Origin of the sequence: Aeribacillus sp. FSL K6-8394, from assembly GCF_038008865.1 — a bacterium.
Classification (GTDB): domain Bacteria; phylum Bacillota; class Bacilli; order Bacillales; family Aeribacillaceae; genus Aeribacillus; species Aeribacillus composti.
Genome location: NZ_JBBPAA010000001.1, coordinates 1,182,914 through 1,203,853, shown reverse-complemented (window position 1 = coordinate 1,203,853; position 20,940 = coordinate 1,182,914). Strand labels below are relative to the sequence as shown.

Below are 20,940 nucleotides of genomic sequence, written 5' to 3'. Positions count from 1 at the left end.
TAAGAATGAATGAAATATCTGCTCTTCTTAGGAAGATAAGTCTTCAATCTCTTTTTGATCCCGCGGCCAAAACATTTCAAGATCAAGAGATTGTGAAAGGAAAAGTGTTGAAAATTTATCCTAATTCTCATGCATTGCTTGCAATTGGAAAAATGAAATTAACCGCTGCTGTTGAGGCGGATATTCAAGCAATGAAAACTTATTGGTTTCAGACTGAAGTAACGGAAAGCGGAATCAGACTGAAGCTTTTGTTTCCGGAAAAAGATGAAGGTCATACAGGCCGAGCTATTCTTGAACATTTCCGCCTGCCTGCTGACAATACGGCCTCGCAGCTTATTGATTTGCTGCTTGAAAATGAAATTCCTTTTTCCAAAAAAGACTTGGCTCTTGCCATCAACATTTTGCAGTCCTTTAAGGGAAAAGCTCCTCGTGAAAGTTTATTTCAGGCGCTTCTCATCGCTTTTGAAAAAAAACTGCCAATTGCGGAGCATGTCATCCGTCCTTTGCTGGCTGTTCAAGATGAGAAGAAGCTGTCTCAGCTCCTTTTTCAATTAGACGAAATGTTAAACAATAGCGGAAGAGCCGAGGACATGAAAGATCTAAACCGAAACCTGTTTCAGCTTACAAACCTTCGTTTTCTATATAAAGCCGAAGAAGTGAACCAAATATTGCGAGAAAGAAATGACACCTTTTCCAAGCAATTGTTGAATAAGCTTGAATTTTGGATGAAAGAAAATCCGCTAGCCATTAAGCAGCTTATATTGAATGAAAACAGTGAGCAAGCATTGCTTCAACCATTCACAAAAGACAAGGCGGACGGAAGTAGAATTGGACAAATGCTGAACGCGGAAGAAAAAAATATGCTGAAAGCGATGTTTCAGCAAAGCATCCACAACGTTTCCGCTCAAGAAGTAAAACAATTGTTAAAAACAGCGATAGCCAAAATCGGCTTATTTGAACATGCTGAAAGCAGTAGCGGTCAGAGTGAATGGCCATTAAAGACACTGCTTATAAAATATTTGCAAAATATGGAACATTCAAGTTTAAGAGGGGCGATGGAGCGCGCTTTAGATTACATAAACGGACAGCATTTTATGCGGGAACAAAAAGGACCTGTTGAACAATTTTTTATTCATGTCCCCATTCAGTTAGGAGAGCAATGGACGGATATTACAATCCAAATCAACGGAAAAAAAGACGAAACAGAAAAAATAAATCCTAATTTTTGCCGAATCGTTTTTTCATTGTATTTAAAAGAAATAAAAGAAACAGTAGTGGACGTATTCATTCAAAATCGCGCTGTAAAAGTTACGATTTACAACGACATTCTTGAAGAAAGCGATATTGTTCAGCATTTGGGAAGCCTTCAGGAAAATTTAAAACAAATCAATTATGTTTTAACAGGAGTTTCTATCCAAAAGGGAAAAACGGATGAACAAACTCAAAAGGTCATTTCCGGACAACCTTACCAGAAGGTGGACATCAAAATATGAAAAAGGAAACAAAAGATTTAAAAGCTGTTGCCCTCAGCTATAACGATGAAAAGGACGCCGCGCCAAAAGTATCGGCAAAAGGTAAAGGGTATGTCGCTGAAAAAATCATTGAAAAAGCTAGAGAAAACAATGTTCCGATTCAAGAAGATCCCTCGCTTATTGAACTTTTGTCAGAAGTGGAAATAAATGAGCAAATTCCCGAGGAGCTTTATGAAGTGGTAGCTGAGCTTTTAAGCTTTATATACCGCTTAGACCAGCAAAGATGAAATAAACGACGTCTTTTTATAAAGAATGGTAGACAATGATGAAACATTTTTATACAATGAAAGCGCAGTCTAAAATTGCCTCGAAAAGGCTAAGATACATAAGTTAGGAGGATGGGATATGAATATCCATGAGTACCAGGGGAAAGAAATCCTCAGAAAATACGGCGTCACGGTACCGAACGGCAAAGTTGCGTTTTCCGTTGAGGAAGCGGTTGAAGCTGCAAAAGAGCTGGGTACTGACGTAGTGGTAGTCAAAGCGCAAATTCATGCTGGCGGCCGCGGGAAAGCTGGCGGAGTAAAAGTAGCGAAAAGTTTAGAAGAGGTTCGCGAGTATGCTAGTGAATTGTTAGGAAAAACGCTCGTTACACATCAAACAGGACCAGAAGGAAAAGAAGTCAAACGTCTTTTAATTGAAGAAGGCTGTGACATTAAAAAAGAATATTATGTTGGTTTTGTTGTTGATCGCGCAACCTCCCGCGTTGTTTTGATGGCGTCTGAAGAAGGCGGCACCGAAATTGAAGAAGTGGCAGCGAAAACACCGGAAAAAATCTTCAAAGAATATATTGATCCGGCAGTAGGACTTCAACCTTTCCAAGCTCGCCGAATCGCATTTAACATTAACATTCCGAAAGAATTAGTCGGACAAGCTGTTAAATTTATGTTGGGACTTTATCAAGTATTTGTCGAAAAGGATTGCTCCATTGCGGAAATTAACCCGCTTGTCGTTACAGGCGACGGAAAGGTTATGGCTTTGGATGCCAAACTAAACTTTGACTCCAATGCATTATACCGTCAAAAAGATGTGTTGGAATATCGTGATTTAGATGAGGAAAATCCGAAAGAAATTGAAGCTTCAAAATATGATTTAAGCTACATAGCTCTTGATGGCAATATCGGGTGCATGGTAAACGGAGCAGGTCTTGCCATGGCAACGATGGATATTATTAAATATTACGGCGGTGAACCAGCAAACTTCCTAGATGTCGGCGGCGGCGCAACGGCAGAAAAGGTTACGGAAGCGTTTAAAATTATTTTGTCGGATGAAAACGTAAAAGGGATTTTCGTCAATATCTTTGGAGGCATTATGAAATGCGATGTCATCGCACAAGGTGTCGTTGAAGCGACAAAACAAGTTGGCTTGACGATCCCGCTAGTCGTTCGTCTTGAGGGAACGAATGTTGAGCTTGGTAAAAAAATACTAGAAGAGTCAGGCCTAAATATTACATCTGCAGAGTCTATGGCAGACGGGGCGCAAAAAATCGTTTCATTAGTGAAATAGGAAAGCGAGGGAGAAGAATGAGCGTATTTATTAATAAAGATACAAAAGTAATCGTTCAGGGGATTACTGGATCTACTGCATTATTCCATACGAAACAAATGCTTGAATACGGAACGAAGATTGTCGGCGGGACATCCCCAGGCAAAGGCGGTCAGGAAGTCGAAGGAGTTCCGGTTTTCAACACGGTTGAAGAAGCGGTGAAACAAACCGGTGCCAATGCTTCCGTTATTTATGTCCCAGCTCCTTTTGCAGCGGATGCCATTATGGAAGCGGTTGATGCGGAGCTTGACCTAGTCATCTGTATTACAGAACATATCCCGGTTTTAGACATGGTCAAAGTAAAAAGATACATGGAAGGAAAGAAAACTCGATTAATCGGACCGAACTGCCCGGGAGTCATCACACCTGGCGAATGTAAAATCGGCATTATGCCTGGATATATCCACACTAAGGGACATGTCGGAGTCGTTTCCCGTTCAGGAACTTTGACATATGAAGCGGTTCATCAGCTTTCGCAAGCAGGCATTGGTCAGTCAACGGCTGTTGGAATTGGCGGGGACCCTGTAAACGGCACAAACTTCATTGACGTGCTAAAAGCATTTAACGAAGATCCGGAAACATATGCCGTCATTATGATTGGTGAAATCGGGGGTACAGCGGAAGAAGAAGCAGCTGAATGGATTAAAGCAAACATGACAAAACCAGTCGTAGGATTTATCGGCGGACAAACAGCACCTCCAGGAAAACGCATGGGACATGCGGGCGCAATTATTTCCGGAGGTAAAGGAACAGCAGCGGAAAAAATTAAGAAAATGAATGAATGTGGTATTAAAGTCGCAGATACTCCTTCCGTTATTGGTGAGACGTTAATCTCAGTTTTAAAAGAAAAAGGTTTATATGAAAAATGCAAAACTCATTAAAACAAAAGGAGTAGCCACAAGGCTATTCCTTCTTTATAGAATTGAGGTGAGGGCTATTAATCCTAGAAATTTATTAATAAAACTCGCTCATTGCCAAGGTGCGGCAAAGAGAAGAATCGTTCAGCTTTTTGAACAGGAAGGCATGTATGAAGAAGCTCTGCATCTAACGCCTCAAACATTAGCCACCCGTCTGTTTATTCCTCCTAAAAACTATTCAACGTTTATAGAAGATTACCAATCCATTTCAACGGAGAGCCTGCTAAACTATTATAAAAACAGGAATATCCACCTGATTACGATCATTGATTCCCATTATCCAACGTATTTAAAGCATATTTTTGATCCGCCTCCCGTTTTATTTTGCCAAGGGGATATTAGTCTATTAAAAAATATCCGAAATTTAAGCGTTGTCGGAACCCGTCATGCATCGAAATATGGCTGCGACCTTGTTCAATATTTTGTTACGCATTTGGCGAAGCAAAAATTTACGATAATCAGCGGGCTTGCCCTCGGTATTGATGCGAAAGCCCATTGGACGGCCATTGAGGAGAATTCGAAAACAATTGCCGTAATCGCTGGCGGATTTGATCATATTTATCCGAAGGAAAACATGGAGCTGGCTAAAATCATCCAAAAGGAGCATCTTCTCCTCTCTGAGCATCCTCCATATAAAAGACCGGAAAAATGGATGTTTCCAATGCGAAATAGAATTATTAGCGGATTAAGCTTAGGAACCTTTGTTGCTCAAGCTTCCAAACGAAGCGGTTCTCTTATCACTGCCCAGCATGCTTTGGAACAAGGGAGAATCGTTTTTTCACCCCCGGTGCCATTATTTGATCCATTATTTCAAGGGAATATACAATTGTTAAAGGAAGGGGCAGCGCTTGCCCTGTCACCTGATGAGATTATAGAAGAATTAAAGCCGATGTATGAAGAAAAATAATTTTTTTGCGTCTAAAGGCGGAAGCTGATGAATACTGTTTGACAAAATGCATTGGAATATTTAATAATAGTGAAGATTATTTTAACAGTTGAATGATCAACAATCATTTTCATAAACTGATGCAAAAAAAGAGAGAAAACCTCTTAAGGAGGAAAAATGAATGTCGGACTACTTAGTCATTGTGGAGTCGCCAGCAAAGGCGAAAACAATTGAAAAGTATTTAGGAAAAAAATATACCGTGAAGGCTTCAATGGGCCATGTTCGGGACTTGCCTAAAAGTCAAATGGGAGTTGACATAGAACACAATTTTCAACCAAAATACATCACGATAAGAGGGAAAGGGCCGGTTCTGAAAGAGCTCAAGAACGCTGCCAAAAAGGCGAAAAAAGTTTTTCTTGCAGCCGACCCGGACAGAGAGGGAGAGGCGATTGCGTGGCATTTAGCGCAAAGCTTAGATATTGATATCCAATCCGATTGCCGCGTTGTGTTTAATGAAATTACAAAAGATGCGATCAAAGATTCTTTTAAATCGCCAAGAGCTATTAACATGGATTTAGTTGATGCCCAGCAGGCAAGAAGGGTATTAGACAGGCTGGTCGGCTACAATATCAGCCCGATCCTTTGGAAAAAGGTAAAGAAGGGTTTAAGTGCCGGGAGAGTTCAATCTGTTGCTGTCCGTTTAATTATTGATCGTGAAAATGAAATTAAACATTTCAAGCCTGAGGAATATTGGACGATTAAAGGAGACTTTCTTAAAGGAACGGAGTCGTTTGAAGCTGCTTTTTGGGGTGTTGAAGGTAAAAAAAAGGATTTGAAAACCGAAGAAGATGTAAAACAGGTGCTCCAAAAAGTTATTGGAAATGAGTTTACCGTAACGAAAGTAACAAAAAAAGAACGGAGAAGAAATCCTGCACCTCCATTTACAACTTCCTCTTTACAGCAGGAAGCTGCAAGGAAACTCAATTTCCGTGCGAAGAAAACGATGATGGTAGCACAACAGCTGTATGAAGGAATTGACCTCGGCAAGGAAGGCACTGTCGGATTGATTACTTATATGCGTACCGATTCCACGCGAATTTCAGACACAGCGAAATCGGAGGCAATCAGTTATATTGAAAAGATGTTTGGCAGTGAATATGCGCAAGCAAAAACGAGAGGAAGTCAGAAATCAGGCAATGTTCAGGATGCTCACGAAGCGATACGGCCGACCAGCGCTTTTCGAAATCCGGATGGAATAAAAGACTTTTTAACAAAAGACCAATATAAATTATACAAACTGATTTGGGAACGATTTATCGCGAGCCAAATGTCGCCGGCTGTCATGGATACGATGAGCGTTGATTTGGAGAACAATGGTGTTATGTTCCGTGCAAACGGTTCAAAAATCAAATTCCATGGTTTTATGAAAGTATATGTAGAAGGGACGGACGATCAAGAAGAAGATAAAAGCAATCGTCTTTTGCCTGATCTTCAGGAAGGGGATAAAATCTTTTCAAAAGATTTAAAACCGGAGCAGCACTTTACACAGCCGCCTCCAAGGTATACGGAAGCGAGGCTTGTCAAAACGCTGGAGGAATTAGGCATAGGACGTCCTTCTACATATGCACCGACGCTCGATACCATTCAAAGAAGAGGGTATGTTGCGCTTGAAAACAAACGATTTGTCCCAACAGAACTTGGCCAAATTGTCCACGAGCTGATGATGGAATTTTTCCCTGAAATTTTGGATGTGGAATTTACTGCGAAAATGGAGCATGATTTAGATGATATTGAAGAAGGAAAAGTAAATTGGGTAAAAATTATTGATGAATTTTATCATGATTTTTCAAAGAATGTTAAAAAAGCCGAAAATGAAATGGAAAAGGTAGAAATAAAAGATGAATATGCCGGTGTAAAGTGTGAAAAATGCGGAAGCGAAATGGTTTACAAAATGGGAAGGTACGGAAAATTTTTGGCTTGCTCCAATTTTCCAGACTGCCGTAATACAAAACCGATTTTAAAAGAAATCGGTTTGAAGTGTCCGAAATGCCATGAGGGAAATATTGTGGAGAGAAAGTCGAAGAGACGCCGCGTATTTTATGGATGTGACCGTTACCCAGAGTGCGATTTTATTTCTTGGGAAAAGCCGGTTGAAAGAAAATGTCCGAAATGTGGAGAAATTTTGGTAGAAAAACGTTTGAAAAAAGGTGTTCAAGTGCAATGTTCTTCTTGTGACTATAAAGAAGAACCGCAACGTTAACAAATATCTTCTCTTTGGTGAGCAATGTAAAGCTCACCTTCTTCATGGAGATATTTCGGCAGCTTTTCACGAAAACACAACAAGAAGAGAGCTTTTAAAAAACGGAGGAGTGCTAAAATGAACAATCAAGTTGTCAACGTTATCGGTGCTGGGCTAGCTGGAAGCGAAGCGGCATGGCAAATTGCCAAAAGAGGCATTCAAGTTCGCTTGTACGAAATGCGTCCAAAAAAGCAAACTCCAGCCCATCATACGGATAAATTTGCTGAACTGGTCTGCTCTAATTCGTTGAGAGCCAATTCTTTGACAAATGCAGTCGGAGTATTGAAAGAAGAAATGAGAATGTGTGACTCCGTAATTATTTCGGCTGCTGATCAATGTTCCGTTCCGGCTGGGGGTGCACTTGCCGTTGATCGCCACGAATTTGCGGATATCGTCACTAAACGGGTGAAAGAACATCCCAATATTACCGTCTTTCACGAAGAAGTGACGGACATTCCAGAAGGGCCGACGGTAATAGCGACAGGACCTTTAACTTCAGAAGCATTATCGGAAGCATTAAAAAAGCTTACTGGCGAGGAATATTTATATTTTTACGACGCAGCCGCACCGATAATTGAAAAAGACAGCATTGATATGGAAAAAGTATATTTGAAATCAAGATACGACAAAGGTGAGGCTGCATATTTAAACTGTCCGATGACAGAGGAAGAGTTCGACCGCTTTTATGAGGCATTAATCAGCGCGGAAACTGTTCCTCTAAAAGAATTTGAGAAAGAAATCTTTTTTGAAGGATGCATGCCGATTGAAGTCATGGCAAAGAGAGGAAAGAAAACGCTTCTTTTCGGACCGATGAAGCCTGTCGGCTTGGAGCATCCCGAAACAGGAAAGCGTCCTTTTGCCGTCGTCCAGCTGCGGCAGGATAATGCGGCAGGGACTTTGTATAATATCGTCGGCTTCCAAACTCATCTAAAATGGGGTCCGCAAAAGGAAATCATTCAGATGATTCCGGGGCTTGAAAAGGCGGAAATTGTCAGATATGGAGTGATGCATCGAAATACGTTTATCAATTCCCCGAAACTGCTTAGACCAACTTATCAATATAAAGGGCGCGAGGATTTGTTTTTCGCCGGACAAATGACTGGCGTAGAAGGCTATGTTGAGTCAGCTGCTTCCGGATTAATAGCAGGCATTAATGCGGCATGCCTCGTTTTGGGAAAGGAATTGATTGAATTTCCTGATGAAACAGCAATGGGAAGCATGGCAAAGTATATTACAACGGCAGATCCGAATAATTTTCAGCCGATGAATGCGAATTTTGGTCTTTTTAAACCGCTTAACACCCACATTAAAGTGAAAAAAGAAAGAAATGAACAATTGGCAAAAAGAGCACTTCAAACTATTCAAAAAATTTCGAAAAAATTATAAAATGGATTGAAAGGGCTACTGCAAATGTGATACGATTTAGTAGCCCTTTGTGAGGTGCTAATAGTGGAAAATGTTAAGAATTTTTTAAATTTATTCATTGAATATTTACAAATTGAAAAAAATTATTCACAATATACAATTGTGAATTATCTGCATGACTTGAATGATTTTTTTTCTTTTATGGAAAAAGAAGGGTTAGAAAGGCTGGATGACGTTCAATATTCAGATATACGTATTTTTTTGACGGATTTAAGCAAAAAGTATTCCAAAACATCCATTTCCCGTAAAATTTCAAGCATTAGAACTTTTTATCATTTTCTTTTGCGGGAAAAATATGTAACGGATAATCCTTTTTCTTTAGTGTCACTTCCGAAGCAAAAAAAAGCGATCCCTAGATTTTTATTTGATGAGGAGCTGGAAATGCTGTTTTCCATTTCCGACCTGAATGATCCGCTCGGGCAGCGGAATCAATTGATTTTGGAATTTTTATATGGAACGGGAATCCGTGTAAGCGAATTATGCCAAATTCGCCTTGAAGACCTGGATTTTTCCATTGAGACCATTTTAGTAAATGGAAAAGGAAACAAACAGCGCTATGTGCCTTTCGGAAGCTATGCACGTCAGGCAGCGGAACGATATATCCATGATGGCAGAAGCAAGCTGATGAAAAATCAGTCCGGACAGGATCATCGCTTTTTGTTTGTAAACCATCGGGGAAAGCCTTTAACAGCAAGGGGAGTTCGGTATATCTTAAAACAGCTGATAGATGCTTCAGCAAAAAATCTGCATCTTCATCCGCATATGTTTAGGCATACTTTTGCGACTCACCTCTTAAATGCTGGAGCTGACTTAAGAAGTGTTCAAGAACTTTTGGGCCATGTTCATTTATCATCAACGCAAATTTATACCCATGTGTCAAAAGACCATTTGAAAAATGTTTATATGGCCTACCATCCACGGGCAAAAGATTCTTAAAGGGAGGCTTGCAATTGTCAACATTTCATGCGACAACGATTTTTGCCATTCGCCATAAAGGACAATGCGCGATGGCAGGTGATGGACAAGTAACACTTGGCAATCAAGTTGTGATGAAGCATACAGCACGAAAGGTCCGAAAAATTTATAATGGAAAAGTGCTTGCTGGATTTGCGGGATCTGTTGCTGATGCGTTTACGCTGTTTGAAAAGTTTGAAGGCAGCTTGGAAGAGTATAACGGCAATTTGGCAAGAGCAGCTGTGGAAATGGCAAAAGAGTGGCGAAGCGACAAAGTATTAAGACAATTAGAAGCAATGTTAATTGTGATGGATGCCCAAAAGCTTCTGCTCCTTTCTGGGACGGGTGAAGTAATCGAACCGGATGATGGCATTTTAGCTATCGGCTCAGGGGGAAATTATGCCCTTGCTGCAGGCCGTGCATTGAAACAATATGCCGGTGAACAAATGTCTGCCAAAGAAATCGCTAAATCCGCTCTAGAAATAGCAGCAAATATTTGCGTTTTTACGAACAATAACATTATCGTTGAGGAACTTTAGAAAGGAGCGAATGAAAAAAATGCAATTATCTCCGAAACAAATTGTTGAACGATTAGACCAATACATAGTCGGTCAGGAAGAAGCGAAAAAAGCGGTTGCTGTTGCGTTAAGAAATCGATACCGAAGAAGCTTATTGGATGAAAAAATTCGCGATGAAGTAGTTCCGAAAAACATTTTAATGATTGGTCCGACTGGGGTTGGAAAAACTGAAATTGCTAGGAGAATTGCAAAGCTCGTCGGCGCGCCCTTTGTAAAGGTGGAGGCAACAAAATTTACAGAAGTAGGGTATGTCGGGCGAGATGTGGAATCGATGGTTCGCGATTTAGTGGAAACTTCCGTCCGGCTTGTGAAGGAAGAAAAAATGCAGGAAGTAAGAGCTCAAGCGGAAGAAAACGCCAATCGCAGGCTGGTCGAGCTCCTCGTCCCGAGTAAGAAAAAACAGGCTGCTTACAAAAATCCTTTAGAAATGCTTTTCGGAGGAAATCAACAAACAAATTCGTTCGAAACTCAGGGAGAAAATGAACAGGATCTAAAGGAGAAGCGGAGAGAAATCGCGCGCAAATTAGCAGCAGGCGAACTGGAAGATCATTTTGTTACGGTTGAAATTGAGGAACAGCAGCCCTCTATGTTCGATCTCCTGCAAGGGACAGGGATGGAGCAGATGGGCTTGAATATGCAGGATGCTTTGAACAGTCTTCTTCCAAAAAGGAAGAAAAAAAGAAAGCTTACTGTGAAAAACGCCCGAAAGGTTTTGACGAATGAAGAAGCAGCAAAACTGATTGATATGGACGAAGTGACACAGCTTGCCATTGAACGCGCGGAACAATCAGGCATCATTTTTATCGATGAAATCGACAAAATCGCCAAAAACGGCCACAACAGTTCTGGTGCTGATGTTTCCCGCGAAGGTGTGCAAAGAGATATACTTCCAATCGTGGAAGGATCTGCAGTTGTAACAAAATATGGCACCGTAAAAACCGATCATATACTCTTTATTGCAGCTGGCGCTTTTCACATGGCGAAGCCATCGGATTTAATCCCTGAATTGCAAGGACGTTTTCCGATTCGCGTGGAATTGAAAAAGCTGACGGCAGATGATTTTGTCCGAATTTTAATTGAACCGGATAATGCTTTATTAAAACAATATGAAGCATTATTGGAGACGGAAGGTATAAAATTAGAATTTTCTGACAAAGCTATTCGTAAAATTGCTGAAATTGCTTACCAAGTGAACCAAGATACAGATAATATTGGAGCAAGAAGGCTTCATACCATTTTAGAAAAACTGTTGGAAGACTTGTTGTTTGAAGCGCCGGATATAAATTTAGAAAAGGTTGTGATTACACCGAACTATGTGGAAGAAAAATTAAATAAAATTGTTCAAAACAAAGATTTAAGTCAATTTATTTTATAAAAAGATGAAATTTTTTAGGAGGATTTGAGATCATGGAGTTATTAGAAAAAACAAGAAAAATTAATGCGATGCTGCAAAAGGCGGCAGGAAAACCTGTTAATTTTAAAGAAATGGCGGAAACATTAAGTGAAGTCATTGAAGCAAATATTTTTGTGCTCAGCCGCCGAGGAAAAGTATTAGGCTTCGGCTTGAACAAGCAAATAGATAATGACCGCATGAAAAAAATGCTGGAGGAAAGAAAATTTCCTGAAGAGTATACGAAAAGTTTATTTAATATTACCGAAACGTCACCAAATTTAGATGTATATAGCGAATATACTGCATTTCCCGTTGAGAACCGCGAGCTCTTTAAAAACGGATATACGACCATTGTTCCGATCATCGGAGGCGGAGACCGCTTAGGAACCCTTATATTATCTAGACTGGGAACCCAATTTAATGATGATGACCTAATATTGGCTGAATACGGGGCAACTGTTGTTGGAATGGAGATTTTAAGAGAAAAAGCTGAGGAAATTGAAGAGGAAGCGAGAAGCAAAGCGGTTGTCCAAATGGCAATCAGCTCTTTATCATACAGCGAACTCGAAGCAATCGAACACATTTTTGAAGAATTAAGCGGCACAGAGGGATTGCTAGTTGCAAGCAAAATTGCTGACCGCGTCGGCATTACCAGATCTGTGATCGTCAATGCGCTTCGCAAGTTAGAAAGCGCTGGTGTCATTGAATCTCGTTCTCTTGGTATGAAAGGCACATATATTAAAGTGTTAAACAACAAATTTTTAGTTGAACTAGAAAAATTAAAAAACCATTAAAAGAAAGCTGCTCAAAAGGTTTGCTAGCAAACCTTTTGAAGCAGCTTTTATGAGTGCTTTCTACAAATTTCTTCTTGGAAATCGGCTGATTTGTCCAATTTCAATAAGTTCTAACCTCCTACTTATCCCTCTGAAAAAGCTGCAGAATCAAATTCCAATGTTAAAAAAGTGATAGTCATTTAGAACTAGAAAAAAAATAATCGCAATGTACGACGTTTTTTTACAATTTATACATAGACTTTAAGCTGTTTCTTTTTTAAAATAATATTTATAAATTAGCAAATTTCGACATTTTTACTTCTTATTTCTTTTGTAATACAAGATCATCATACTTTTGGAGGGAACAATGAAAATATTTTCTAATTCAATAGCCAATTTGGAGCAGGCGATTCGAATTTCTTCCTTAAACGGAAAAGTTATAGCCAATAATATTGCAAATGTGGACACTCCAGGGTATAAAGCGAAAACAGTTAATTTTAAAAACGTTTTGGATCAACAAATAAAACTGGATGCATATCGGACCAATCCGCGTCATCTTCCTTTTGTGGGCAGCGAAAGCACATCGATTGTGGAAACGAGAACAAACAGTGCTTATCAGCATAATGGCAATAATGTCGACATTGATCAAGAAATGGCAAAGCTTGCGGAAAATCAAATTTTCTACAATGCATTGATTGACAGATTGAATGGCAAATTTAATTCATTAAAAACAGTAATAAAAGGTGGTCGTACATAATGGGGATTTTTCAGTCTTTGAACATTTCCGCATCAGCTTTAACAGCTCAGCGGCTGAGAATGGATGTCATTTCATCGAATATGGCAAACATGGAGACGACTAGAGCTGAATATGTGGACGGGCAATGGCAGCCTTACCGCCGGAAAATGGTTGTAACAGCAGAGGATACAAAACCTTTCTCAGCTTTTCTGAATCAAGAGCTGAACGGCGTTGGAAACGGCGTGAGAGTTCAAGCCATTGTTGAGGACGAGACGCCTTTTAAAATCGTTTATGATCCCGACCATCCTGATGCAGACGAAAATGGCTATGTTTCTTTGCCAAATGTAGATCCTTTAAAAGAAATGGTCGACTTGATCAGCAGCACGCGCTCATATGAAGCAAATGTTACAAGCTTTAATGCATCGAAAAACATGCTGCTGAAAGCATTGGAAATAGGGAAATAGAATAGGAGTGATGTAAATGATTGAGCAAATTTCTTTTCCGACTCAATCGATCCAGCTCGAAAACCGAGCACAAAGTGCGGAAAATTCTGGGAAATCATCCTTTTCAGATATGTTGAAAAAATCGCTGGAAGCTGTCAATGAAGCTCAATTAAATTCCGATCGGCTGACAAATGCTCTTGCAGCAGGACAAAATGTAGAGCTTCATGATGTCATGATCGCAGCACAAAAAGCGAGCATTTTACTTGAAGCAACTGTTGAATTCAGGAATAAAGTCATTGAAGCTTATCAAGAAGTGATGAGAATGCAAATATAATTAGTCTATTTAGAAATGGAATGTCATTATCGGGGGATTAGAAAGAATGAATCAAAAACTACTGCAAATAAAGGATACAATTTTGTCATTTTGGAGGCAAAGGACAAAATGGCAAAAAGCCCTCATCATCGGAGGCGCATCGCTCATCATCATTGCCATTATCGTTTCGTCAATAGTTTTGTCAAAACCGAAAATGATACCGCTATATACGAATTTATCATTGGAAGAAGCTGGCCGAATCAAAGAAACCCTCGATAACAAAGGGATTCAATCGGAAATAGCCGATAACGGAACAACTATTAAAGTGCCGGAAAGCGAAGCAAATGCACTGAAAGTGGAGCTTGCTGCTGAAGGTATTCCTGAAAGCGGAAATATCGATTATTCGTATTTTGGACAAAATATCGGTTTTGGCATGACAGATAATGAATTTGATGTATTAAAATTAAAAGCTACACAAACAGAACTGGCCAATTTAATTAAAGAAATCGAAGGCGTAAAAAACGCTAAAGTGATGGTCAATTTACCTAAAGAAACGGTATTCGTCGGCGAGGACGCAGGAGAAGCATCAGCTTCCATTGTTTTAAATTTGGAGCCGGGGTACAAGCTTGACCAATCGCAAGTGAACGCACTCTATCACCTTGTTTCCAAGAGCGTACCGAATTTACCTGTTGAAAACATTGTTATAATGGACCAAAATTTTGATTATTATGATTTGAAACAAGAGGATACACCTGGCACTAATTTTGCTTCCCAGCTTGAAATCAAATCGGAAATTGAAAAAAATATTCAACGGCAAGTGCAAAGAATGCTGGGTACGATGATGGGCCAAGACAAAGTGGTTGTCAACGTATCAGCTGATATTGATTTTACCCAGGAAAAGCGGGAAGAAAACTTAGTGGAGCCAGTTGATGAGGAGAACAATGAAGGAATTGCCATCAGTGCAGAACGGATTACGGAAACATACACAGGTACTGGGGCGCAAGCTGCCGGCGTTGCTGGAACAGGTCAAACAGATGTCCCGAATACATATCAACAGGCTGCCGGTGTAAACGGAGAAGGAGAATATGAAAAAATTGAAGACCGAATTAATTATGAGGTAAACCGGATCAAACGGGAAATTGTTGAAAGTCCATATAAAATTAGAGATCTGGGCATTCAAGTCATGGTTGAGCCCCCGAATCCGGAAAATCCAAATTCGTTGCCGCAGCAGAGTGTAGATGATATTGAACAAATTTTATCAACAATTGTTCGGACAAGCATCAATGAAGATCCGGAGGCCGAGCCGTTAACGGATCAAGACATTGAGGATAAAATCGTAGTTTCTGTTCAGCCGTTTTCAGGCAAAATAAATGCGGATGATTTAAAGGAGCCATCATCATTCCCAATTTGGGGCTATGTGTTAATTGGAGCAGGCATTCTGCTTCTTGGCTTGTTATTCCTATGGTGGTGGAAAAGACGGAGAGACGAAGAAGATGAGTATGAAGATGATGAATATGACGAAATAGAAGAAGTGGTGTCGCAGCCTGTGCAAGAAGAAGAATCTGTCGAGCAAACGAAAGCAAATGAGCAGCGCAGAAAGCTTGAGGAGCTTGCCAAAGAGAAGCCTGACGAATTCGCTAAACTATTGCGCACTTGGCTCTATGAAGACTAGGGGGAAATGACATATGAAAAAGTTAAACGGTAGGCAAAAGGCTGCTATTTTATTGATCTCCTTAGGTCCGGAAGCTTCTGCTTCCGTTTATAAACACCTCACGGAAGAAGAAATTGAAAAGCTTACATTAGAAATATCGAGTGTACGGAAAGTGGATTCGCAAAAAAAAGAAGAAGTGATTGAAGAGTTTCATCAAATCGCCCTTGCGCAAGATTATATTGCCCAAGGGGGGATCCAATATGCGAAAGAGGTGCTTGAGAAAGCATTAGGAGGGGAAAAGGCAAGTGAAATAATCAGAAGGCTGACATCTTCTCTTCAAGTACGGCCGTTTGATTTTGTTAGAAAAGCAGATCCGGCTCAAATTTTAAACTTTATACAAAACGAGCATCCGCAAACGATCGCTTTAGTTTTGTCTTATCTAGATGCCAAGCAGTCGGGACAAATTTTATCGAGCTTGCCTCAGGAAGTTCAAGCGGATATTGCAAGAAGAATCGCCATTATGGACCGCACATCCCCTGAAGTAATTAATGAAGTTGAACAAGTTTTAGAGAAGAAGCTTTCTTCTACTGTAACGGAAGATTTCACAGAAACGGGTGGAATCGAAACAGTAGTGGAAGTGTTAAACGGTGTCGACCGCTCGACAGAACGAACGATACTGGAAGCACTAGAAGTACAGGACCCCGAGCTGGCCGAAGAAATCAAAAAGCGGATGTTTGTATTTGAAGATATTGTTACCTTGGATAACCGCGCCATTCAGCGCGTCATTCGCGAAGTGGATAATAATGATCTCATGCTGGCGTTAAAGGTTGCGTCGGATGAAGTGAAAGAAATTGTCTTTAAAAATATGTCAACTAGAATGGCGGAAACATTCAAGGAGGAAATGAATTACATGGGTCCTGTTCGGCTTCGTGATGTAGAAGAAGCGCAATCAAGAATTGTTGAAGTGATAAGAAGATTAGAGGATGCTGGCGAAATTGTGATCGCTCGAGGACAAGGAGATGAAATCATTGTCTAGAGTCATAAAATCCGGCCATGCTTGGTCATTGCACAAGCCGCACAAATTGACGATCAGAACGATCCAAATTCAGGAAGAGTTCGCCGCTTCCGATCAAGAAGAGAACACACAGCGCTCACAGTTCCTTGAGGCAGCCCATTTGGAAGCAGAGAAAATTTTAGAAAAAGCTGAAGAAGAAAAAACGCGATTGCTTAAGGAGATCGAAAAAGAAAGGGAAGCTTGGCAGGAAGAAAAAGCGCGCCTAATAGAAGAAGCAAGAAAAGAAGGGTATCAAGCCGGTTTTGAAAAAGGGAAAAAAGATGGGCTTCAAGAGTATGAAAATGTGATTGAATCTGCCAGACAGATAGTCCAGCTTTCCAAAAAAGATTATGAGAAAAAAATAGAAGCTTCCGAGGAAACCATTATTGAAATTGCTGTAAAAGTAGCGGAAAAAATTATTGCAGCCAACCTAAAGCGAGAGCCTGAACTGTTTACTGGATTGGTTCGCGAAGTGATTTGTGAAGTAAAGGAATATCCAGAAGTCAAAATATACGTTCACCCTGACAAATATGAATTTATGCTTGAACAAAAAGAAGAATTAATGGAACTATTTACAACCAAAACGGAGCTCTATATTTTTCCGGATGTAAATTTGCCCGAAAACGGAATTTGTGTAGAATCGCCATTTGGAAAAATTGATGCGAGCATTGATACACAGCTGGAGCAATTAAAAAGCAAGCTGTTAAATCTTGTCAGGGAGGATTGAAGCGATTGAAACTAGCTCAATTGATCGACCATATAGATCGGCTGGACTCTTATAAGAGATATGGAAAAGTGAAAAAAGTAGTCGGACTCATGATTGAATCACGCGGACCTGAATGCTCCATCGGCGATGTTTGCTATGTACATGTAGGGAAAAATGAAAAAACGCTGGCAGAAGTTGTCGGATTCAAAGAAGAAAATATTCTATTAATGCCGTTTACAAAGGTCAACCAAATTGCACCTGGCTGTGTCGTAGAAGCAACAGGCTCGCCCCTGAAAATAAAATCGGGAATCAGCCTGATCGGAAAGGTATTAGATGCATTTGGTCATCCAATGGACGGATCCAATCTTCCAAAAGGTTTAACGACTATTCTGTCTGAAAATGAGCCGCCGAACCCGTTAACCCGGCCGCCGATCATCCAAAAAATTGAAGTGGGTGTGAAAGCAATTGACGGTTTTTTAACGATTGGGAAAGGTCAGCGGGTAGGTATTTTTGCAGGAAGCGGCGTTGGAAAAAGTACTTTGCTCGGAATGATCGCAAGAAGCTCAGGAGCAGATATAAATGTGATTGCCTTAATAGGTGAAAGGGGAAGAGAAGTTCGAGAATTTATTGAGAGAGATTTAGGGGAAGAAGGGCTAAAGCGGACGATTATTGTGGCGGCAACCTCCGATCAGCCGGCTTTAATGAGAATTAAAGCTGCCTATTCTGCAACGGCGATTGCAGAATATTTTCGAGATAAAGGATATAATGTCATGTTTATGATGGATTCAGTCACGAGAGTAGCGATTGCGCAAAGGGAAATTGGACTGGCTGTTGGGGAACCGCCGACGACAAAAGGATACACCCCTTCAGTGTTCGCCATGCTTCCTCGACTTTTAGAAAGAACAGGAAATAATGAAAAGGGTTCGATCACAGCCATTTATACTGTCTTAGTTGATGGCGATGATATGAACGAACCGATAGCGGATACTGTGAGAGGAATTTTGGACGGGCACATTGTGCTCGATCGTGAGTTGGCGAATAGAGGACATTTTCCTGCAATTAATATTTTAAAAAGCGTCAGCCGCCTTATGAACCATATTGTCGAACCGGCGCATCTGGAAGCTGCGAACAAACTGAAAGCATTGTACTCTACATATACCGAGTCAGAAGATTTAATTAAGATCGGCGCATATAAAAGAGGCTCTTCAAAAGAAATGGATCAAGCAATGGATTATTATCCGAAAATAAACGGATTTCTTCAGCAGCATATGAATGAAAAAATAACATTTGAGGAAAGCGTACAGCAATTAATTTCGCTACTTGAAGAAGGTGACAAGACATGACATACCATTTCCGCTACCAAAAAATATTGGATGTAAAGGAAAATGAGAAACGAAAATCATCAAAAGAATATGAAGATTCCGTTGAAAATTTTAAAAAAGTTGCAACAAAGCTGTATACATTTTTAAAGCAAAAAGAGGAGTTCGTAAAGCTTCAAGAAGAAAAATTGAACAAAGGGATGTCCGTTCAAGAAATTAAGCAGTATCAACAGTTTGTTCAAAATTTGGAAAAAACAATTGAGCATTACCAGCAGCTTGTCATTTATTCTCGTAATGCAATGAATGAAAAACAGTCGATTTTGATGCAAAAACATATAGAAGTAAAGCAATATGAAAAAATAAAAGAAAAAGATTACAAGAAATTTATGGAGCTAAGGAAACGAGAAGAAGGAAAAATGATGGATGAAATATCAATCATTACATATTCGTTTCATAGAAATTAGGTGGAAATGATGGCGAAAAAAGAAAAGAAACGAGGCGGTTTGAAAACTTTCTTGACCATATTTTTATCACTTTTAAGTCTTGGGCTTGTCGCCGTAATCGTCATGTTTTTTCTCGGCATTCTGCCGGCCCAAAATATTCCGATTATTTCGGACTTAGCGCAAGGAGGTCAGAAGCAAGAAAATCTTGAAAGGCTGAATGAGCAGCTGGAAAAAGAGCAAGAAGAGCTCAAGCAAAAGATTGAAGAGCAGGAAAGCACAATCAATCAGCTGCAAGAACAGCTGAAAAGCAAGGATGAAGAAATACAAGAGCTGACACAGCAAATCAACTCATTGGAAAACGCAGCTCAAACCAATCCGCAAAAAAATCAACAACAAGCCGTTGATATTGCGAAAGTATATGGAGAAATGTCAAGTAAAAAAGCAGCTGCCATCATTACAGAGCTTTCTGATGATGAAGCAATCAGCATACTATCATCTTTAAAAAAAGCCGTGCTTGCTAGAATTTTAGAAAAAATGACTCCCCAAGACGCTGCCAAATATACGAAGTTGTTATCCGAGCAAGCAGCAGCTCAATCTGAACAACCAGCAGCCGAATCTGTACCATCAGCAACTGAAGAGGCAGCTGCTCAATAAATAATTTACATGAACATTCTGATCATATTACAGGAGGTGAACAAATGGATGCCATTAAATTGCAGTTTTTCCAATTGAACACGCGAAACATACAATCAACAAACGGAGAAGAAAAAAAGGAAGAGTCAACTTTTCAAACGTTTTTTGATCAGCTTGTGAACAGGAAGCCAGCCGATCAGGTGAAAGGAAATGAACCGCAAAAATTTGAAATCGAAACAACTATCTTAGAAGAGTTGAAAAATGCGATCAAAAATTGGCTCTCTCTTGACATTTTGCACGATCAGGAAATAGACGCTCAAGACAAACAGGAGAGAGAAGACAGCAGTTTATCTTCTGTCAGCCAACCTTCTTCTGAAAATTTGGAATTGACATTTGCGAGCAATATGGAACTGAATGTTGATCATACGGAGCAAAGTCCGGAAAAAACTGTACTTTTTCAGCAAATCACTGCTATTTTAGCTTATTTGCAACGAAATGAGCCGAACGAGTTTATTCGAATGCTCGAAGTTTTTGAAACCATTACTAGAAAGTATGGAGATCTAGGCAGCACGATGCTTCAAAATATTTTAACAGCTGTTCGGATTGGACGATATGAGAATCACAGTACTACCATAGCTGACATATTGCCTAATGATCTAGAAACATCAGAGCCGCTTCATTTTATACAACAAATGGACACGAATAAGAAACCATTTGTGCAGCGTGAGGAAATATTGGCAAGAACGCATCCTCTAATGGAGTTTGTTCAACAAGAGAGCCGTGCTGAACAAAAAAGTGTTGGAAATTTCCTAACGGGCCAAACGAAGGATACGTTTGAGTTGACTCTTACATCATACATAAACAAATTTGGCTCAGAAAATCCGGCTTCGCAAATTGATTCTGAACTGAGTATAGACGTCCAAGAGGAATTTTTTCAAAAGTTAAATGACGTAATAAAAACAAGTCGATTTGGCCAGCTTCCCAATGGCGCACAAAAATTGACGATACGGCTCACTCCGGAGCATTTAGGGACCATTACCATTCAATTAATAAAAGATGGCGACCAAATGAGCGCCAAAATTAAGACATCGACTCAATCAGCGAAAGAATTGTTAGAGCATAGTATTCAGCAGTTAAAGCATTCGCTGCCGAATGTAACATTGCAAATTGACCGCTTTGATATTTTTGACGAAGAGCATTATTTCTTTCAAGAAAAAAGAGGACGTGGCAATTCGCAGCAACATAACGGGGAAGATCAAGAAAAGCATCAAAATGAACAGCAGAACGACCAAACTTTTATGGAAAAATTAAAAGAGTATGTAAATGCCATTATATAGGAG

Annotated in this window: 21 protein-coding genes; all 21 read left to right on the top strand. The window is 40.0% G+C overall.

Annotated features, from left to right (window positions below):
* Nucleotides 1-5: 5 nt before the first annotated feature.
* Nucleotides 6-1,493 carry a hypothetical protein gene (locus NSR00_RS05530; protein ID WP_340787524.1) on the top strand — a complete coding sequence of 496 codons (1,488 nt, stop codon included), beginning with the start codon at nucleotides 6-8 and terminating at the stop codon, nucleotides 1,491-1,493.
* On the top strand, nucleotides 1,490-1,759 hold the full coding sequence (locus NSR00_RS05525; RefSeq protein WP_063388419.1) for an EscU/YscU/HrcU family type III secretion system export apparatus switch protein: 270 nt from the start codon (nucleotides 1,490-1,492) through the stop codon (nucleotides 1,757-1,759). Before NSR00_RS05530 ends, NSR00_RS05525 begins: the two co-directional genes overlap by 4 nt.
* Nucleotides 1,760-1,877: 118 nt before the next feature.
* Nucleotides 1,878-3,038 carry an ADP-forming succinate--CoA ligase subunit beta gene (gene sucC, locus NSR00_RS05520; RefSeq protein WP_063388418.1) on the top strand — a complete coding sequence of 387 codons (1,161 nt, stop codon included), beginning with the start codon at nucleotides 1,878-1,880 and terminating at the stop codon, nucleotides 3,036-3,038.
* 17 nt (nucleotides 3,039-3,055) lie between these two features.
* Entirely contained in the window at nucleotides 3,056-3,958 is a 903-nt protein-coding gene (gene sucD / locus NSR00_RS05515) for a succinate--CoA ligase subunit alpha (RefSeq protein WP_066246522.1), read from the top strand.
* A complete protein-coding gene (dprA, locus tag NSR00_RS05510; RefSeq protein WP_340787521.1) occupies nucleotides 3,936-4,901 on the top strand; it encodes a DNA-processing protein DprA in 966 nt (321 codons plus the stop codon). Before sucD ends, dprA begins: the two co-directional genes overlap by 23 nt.
* A 160-nt stretch (nucleotides 4,902-5,061) precedes the next feature.
* The gene (topA, locus tag NSR00_RS05505; RefSeq protein WP_340787519.1) at nucleotides 5,062-7,140 is read left to right on the top strand and encodes a type I DNA topoisomerase; all 2,079 of its coding nucleotides are present in this window, start codon (nucleotides 5,062-5,064) and stop codon (nucleotides 7,138-7,140) included.
* Nucleotides 7,141-7,257: 117 nt separating this feature from the next.
* Entirely contained in the window at nucleotides 7,258-8,565 is a 1,308-nt protein-coding gene (gene trmFO / locus NSR00_RS05500) for an FADH(2)-oxidizing methylenetetrahydrofolate--tRNA-(uracil(54)-C(5))-methyltransferase TrmFO (RefSeq protein ID WP_340787517.1), read from the top strand.
* A gap of 63 nt (nucleotides 8,566-8,628) precedes the next feature.
* A complete protein-coding gene (gene xerC, locus NSR00_RS05495) occupies nucleotides 8,629-9,540 on the top strand; it encodes a tyrosine recombinase XerC (RefSeq protein WP_094246052.1) in 912 nt (303 codons plus the stop codon).
* A 14-nt stretch (nucleotides 9,541-9,554) separates the two neighbouring features.
* A complete protein-coding gene (gene hslV, locus NSR00_RS05490) occupies nucleotides 9,555-10,097 on the top strand; it encodes an ATP-dependent protease subunit HslV (RefSeq protein WP_082829323.1) in 543 nt (180 codons plus the stop codon).
* 10 nt (nucleotides 10,098-10,107) lie between these two features.
* The gene (hslU, locus tag NSR00_RS05485) at nucleotides 10,108-11,511 is read left to right on the top strand and encodes an HslU--HslV peptidase ATPase subunit (protein ID WP_340787511.1); all 1,404 of its coding nucleotides are present in this window, start codon (nucleotides 10,108-10,110) and stop codon (nucleotides 11,509-11,511) included.
* Nucleotides 11,512-11,543: 32 nt separating this feature from the next.
* Nucleotides 11,544-12,323 (top strand): GTP-sensing pleiotropic transcriptional regulator CodY, encoded by a 780-nt coding sequence (gene codY / locus NSR00_RS05480; RefSeq protein ID WP_066246516.1) that lies wholly within the window; start codon nucleotides 11,544-11,546, stop codon nucleotides 12,321-12,323.
* 346 nt (nucleotides 12,324-12,669) lie between these two features.
* Nucleotides 12,670-13,059, top strand: coding sequence for a flagellar basal body rod protein FlgB (gene flgB, locus NSR00_RS05475; protein WP_063386658.1), 390 nt, complete (start codon nucleotides 12,670-12,672; stop codon nucleotides 13,057-13,059).
* Nucleotides 13,059-13,502, top strand: coding sequence for a flagellar basal body rod protein FlgC (flgC, locus tag NSR00_RS05470; RefSeq protein ID WP_066246514.1), 444 nt, complete (start codon nucleotides 13,059-13,061; stop codon nucleotides 13,500-13,502). The genes flgB and flgC overlap by 1 nt, the downstream gene beginning before the upstream one ends.
* Nucleotides 13,503-13,518: 16 nt before the next feature.
* Nucleotides 13,519-13,815, top strand: coding sequence for a flagellar hook-basal body complex protein FliE (gene fliE, locus NSR00_RS05465; protein WP_066246512.1), 297 nt, complete (start codon nucleotides 13,519-13,521; stop codon nucleotides 13,813-13,815).
* A 46-nt stretch (nucleotides 13,816-13,861) separates the two neighbouring features.
* Nucleotides 13,862-15,466 carry a flagellar basal-body MS-ring/collar protein FliF gene (gene fliF / locus NSR00_RS05460; protein ID WP_340787506.1) on the top strand — a complete coding sequence of 535 codons (1,605 nt, stop codon included), beginning with the start codon at nucleotides 13,862-13,864 and terminating at the stop codon, nucleotides 15,464-15,466.
* A gap of 13 nt (nucleotides 15,467-15,479) precedes the next feature.
* Nucleotides 15,480-16,481: a flagellar motor switch protein FliG gene (gene fliG / locus NSR00_RS05455; protein WP_063386662.1), complete on the top strand. Its 1,002-nt coding sequence runs from the start codon at nucleotides 15,480-15,482 to the stop codon at nucleotides 16,479-16,481.
* Nucleotides 16,474-17,226, top strand: coding sequence for a flagellar assembly protein FliH (fliH, locus tag NSR00_RS05450; protein WP_340787503.1), 753 nt, complete (start codon nucleotides 16,474-16,476; stop codon nucleotides 17,224-17,226). The genes fliG and fliH overlap by 8 nt, the downstream gene beginning before the upstream one ends.
* Before the next feature lie 5 nt (nucleotides 17,227-17,231).
* Nucleotides 17,232-18,548 (top strand): flagellar protein export ATPase FliI, encoded by a 1,317-nt coding sequence (gene fliI, locus NSR00_RS05445; protein ID WP_311066231.1) that lies wholly within the window; start codon nucleotides 17,232-17,234, stop codon nucleotides 18,546-18,548.
* The gene (gene fliJ / locus NSR00_RS05440; RefSeq protein WP_063386665.1) at nucleotides 18,545-18,988 is read left to right on the top strand and encodes a flagellar export protein FliJ; all 444 of its coding nucleotides are present in this window, start codon (nucleotides 18,545-18,547) and stop codon (nucleotides 18,986-18,988) included. The genes fliI and fliJ overlap by 4 nt, the downstream gene beginning before the upstream one ends.
* A gap of 9 nt (nucleotides 18,989-18,997) precedes the next feature.
* Nucleotides 18,998-19,621 carry a MotE family protein gene (locus tag NSR00_RS05435; protein WP_063386666.1) on the top strand — a complete coding sequence of 208 codons (624 nt, stop codon included), beginning with the start codon at nucleotides 18,998-19,000 and terminating at the stop codon, nucleotides 19,619-19,621.
* A 44-nt stretch (nucleotides 19,622-19,665) separates the two neighbouring features.
* The gene (locus NSR00_RS05430; protein WP_340787495.1) at nucleotides 19,666-20,937 is read left to right on the top strand and encodes a flagellar hook-length control protein FliK; all 1,272 of its coding nucleotides are present in this window, start codon (nucleotides 19,666-19,668) and stop codon (nucleotides 20,935-20,937) included.
* Nucleotides 20,938-20,940: the final 3 nt, after the last annotated feature.

Excerpts from the sequence above, each read along its gene's own strand:
- NSR00_RS05530 (WP_340787524.1), top strand. The coding sequence starts at position 6 with ATGAATGAAATATCTGCTCTTCTTAGGAAGATAAGTCTTCAATCTCTT.
- NSR00_RS05525 (WP_063388419.1), top strand. The coding sequence starts at position 1,490 with ATGAAAAAGGAAACAAAAGATTTAAAAGCTGTTGCCCTCAGCTATAAC.
- sucC (WP_063388418.1), top strand. The coding sequence starts at position 1,878 with ATGAATATCCATGAGTACCAGGGGAAAGAAATCCTCAGAAAATACGGC.
- sucD (WP_066246522.1), top strand. The coding sequence starts at position 3,056 with ATGAGCGTATTTATTAATAAAGATACAAAAGTAATCGTTCAGGGGATT.
- dprA (WP_340787521.1), top strand. The coding sequence starts at position 3,936 with ATGAAAAATGCAAAACTCATTAAAACAAAAGGAGTAGCCACAAGGCTA.
- topA (WP_340787519.1), top strand. The coding sequence starts at position 5,062 with ATGTCGGACTACTTAGTCATTGTGGAGTCGCCAGCAAAGGCGAAAACA.
- trmFO (WP_340787517.1), top strand. The coding sequence starts at position 7,258 with ATGAACAATCAAGTTGTCAACGTTATCGGTGCTGGGCTAGCTGGAAGC.
- hslU (WP_340787511.1), top strand. The coding sequence starts at position 10,108 with ATGAAAAAAATGCAATTATCTCCGAAACAAATTGTTGAACGATTAGAC.
- codY (WP_066246516.1), top strand. The coding sequence starts at position 11,544 with ATGGAGTTATTAGAAAAAACAAGAAAAATTAATGCGATGCTGCAAAAG.
- flgB (WP_063386658.1), top strand. The coding sequence starts at position 12,670 with ATGAAAATATTTTCTAATTCAATAGCCAATTTGGAGCAGGCGATTCGA.
- flgC (WP_066246514.1), top strand. The coding sequence starts at position 13,059 with ATGGGGATTTTTCAGTCTTTGAACATTTCCGCATCAGCTTTAACAGCT.
- fliE (WP_066246512.1), top strand. The coding sequence starts at position 13,519 with ATGATTGAGCAAATTTCTTTTCCGACTCAATCGATCCAGCTCGAAAAC.
- fliF (WP_340787506.1), top strand. The coding sequence starts at position 13,862 with ATGAATCAAAAACTACTGCAAATAAAGGATACAATTTTGTCATTTTGG.
- fliG (WP_063386662.1), top strand. The coding sequence starts at position 15,480 with ATGAAAAAGTTAAACGGTAGGCAAAAGGCTGCTATTTTATTGATCTCC.
- fliJ (WP_063386665.1), top strand. The coding sequence starts at position 18,545 with ATGACATACCATTTCCGCTACCAAAAAATATTGGATGTAAAGGAAAAT.
- NSR00_RS05435 (WP_063386666.1), top strand. The coding sequence starts at position 18,998 with ATGGCGAAAAAAGAAAAGAAACGAGGCGGTTTGAAAACTTTCTTGACC.
- NSR00_RS05430 (WP_340787495.1), top strand. The coding sequence starts at position 19,666 with ATGGATGCCATTAAATTGCAGTTTTTCCAATTGAACACGCGAAACATA.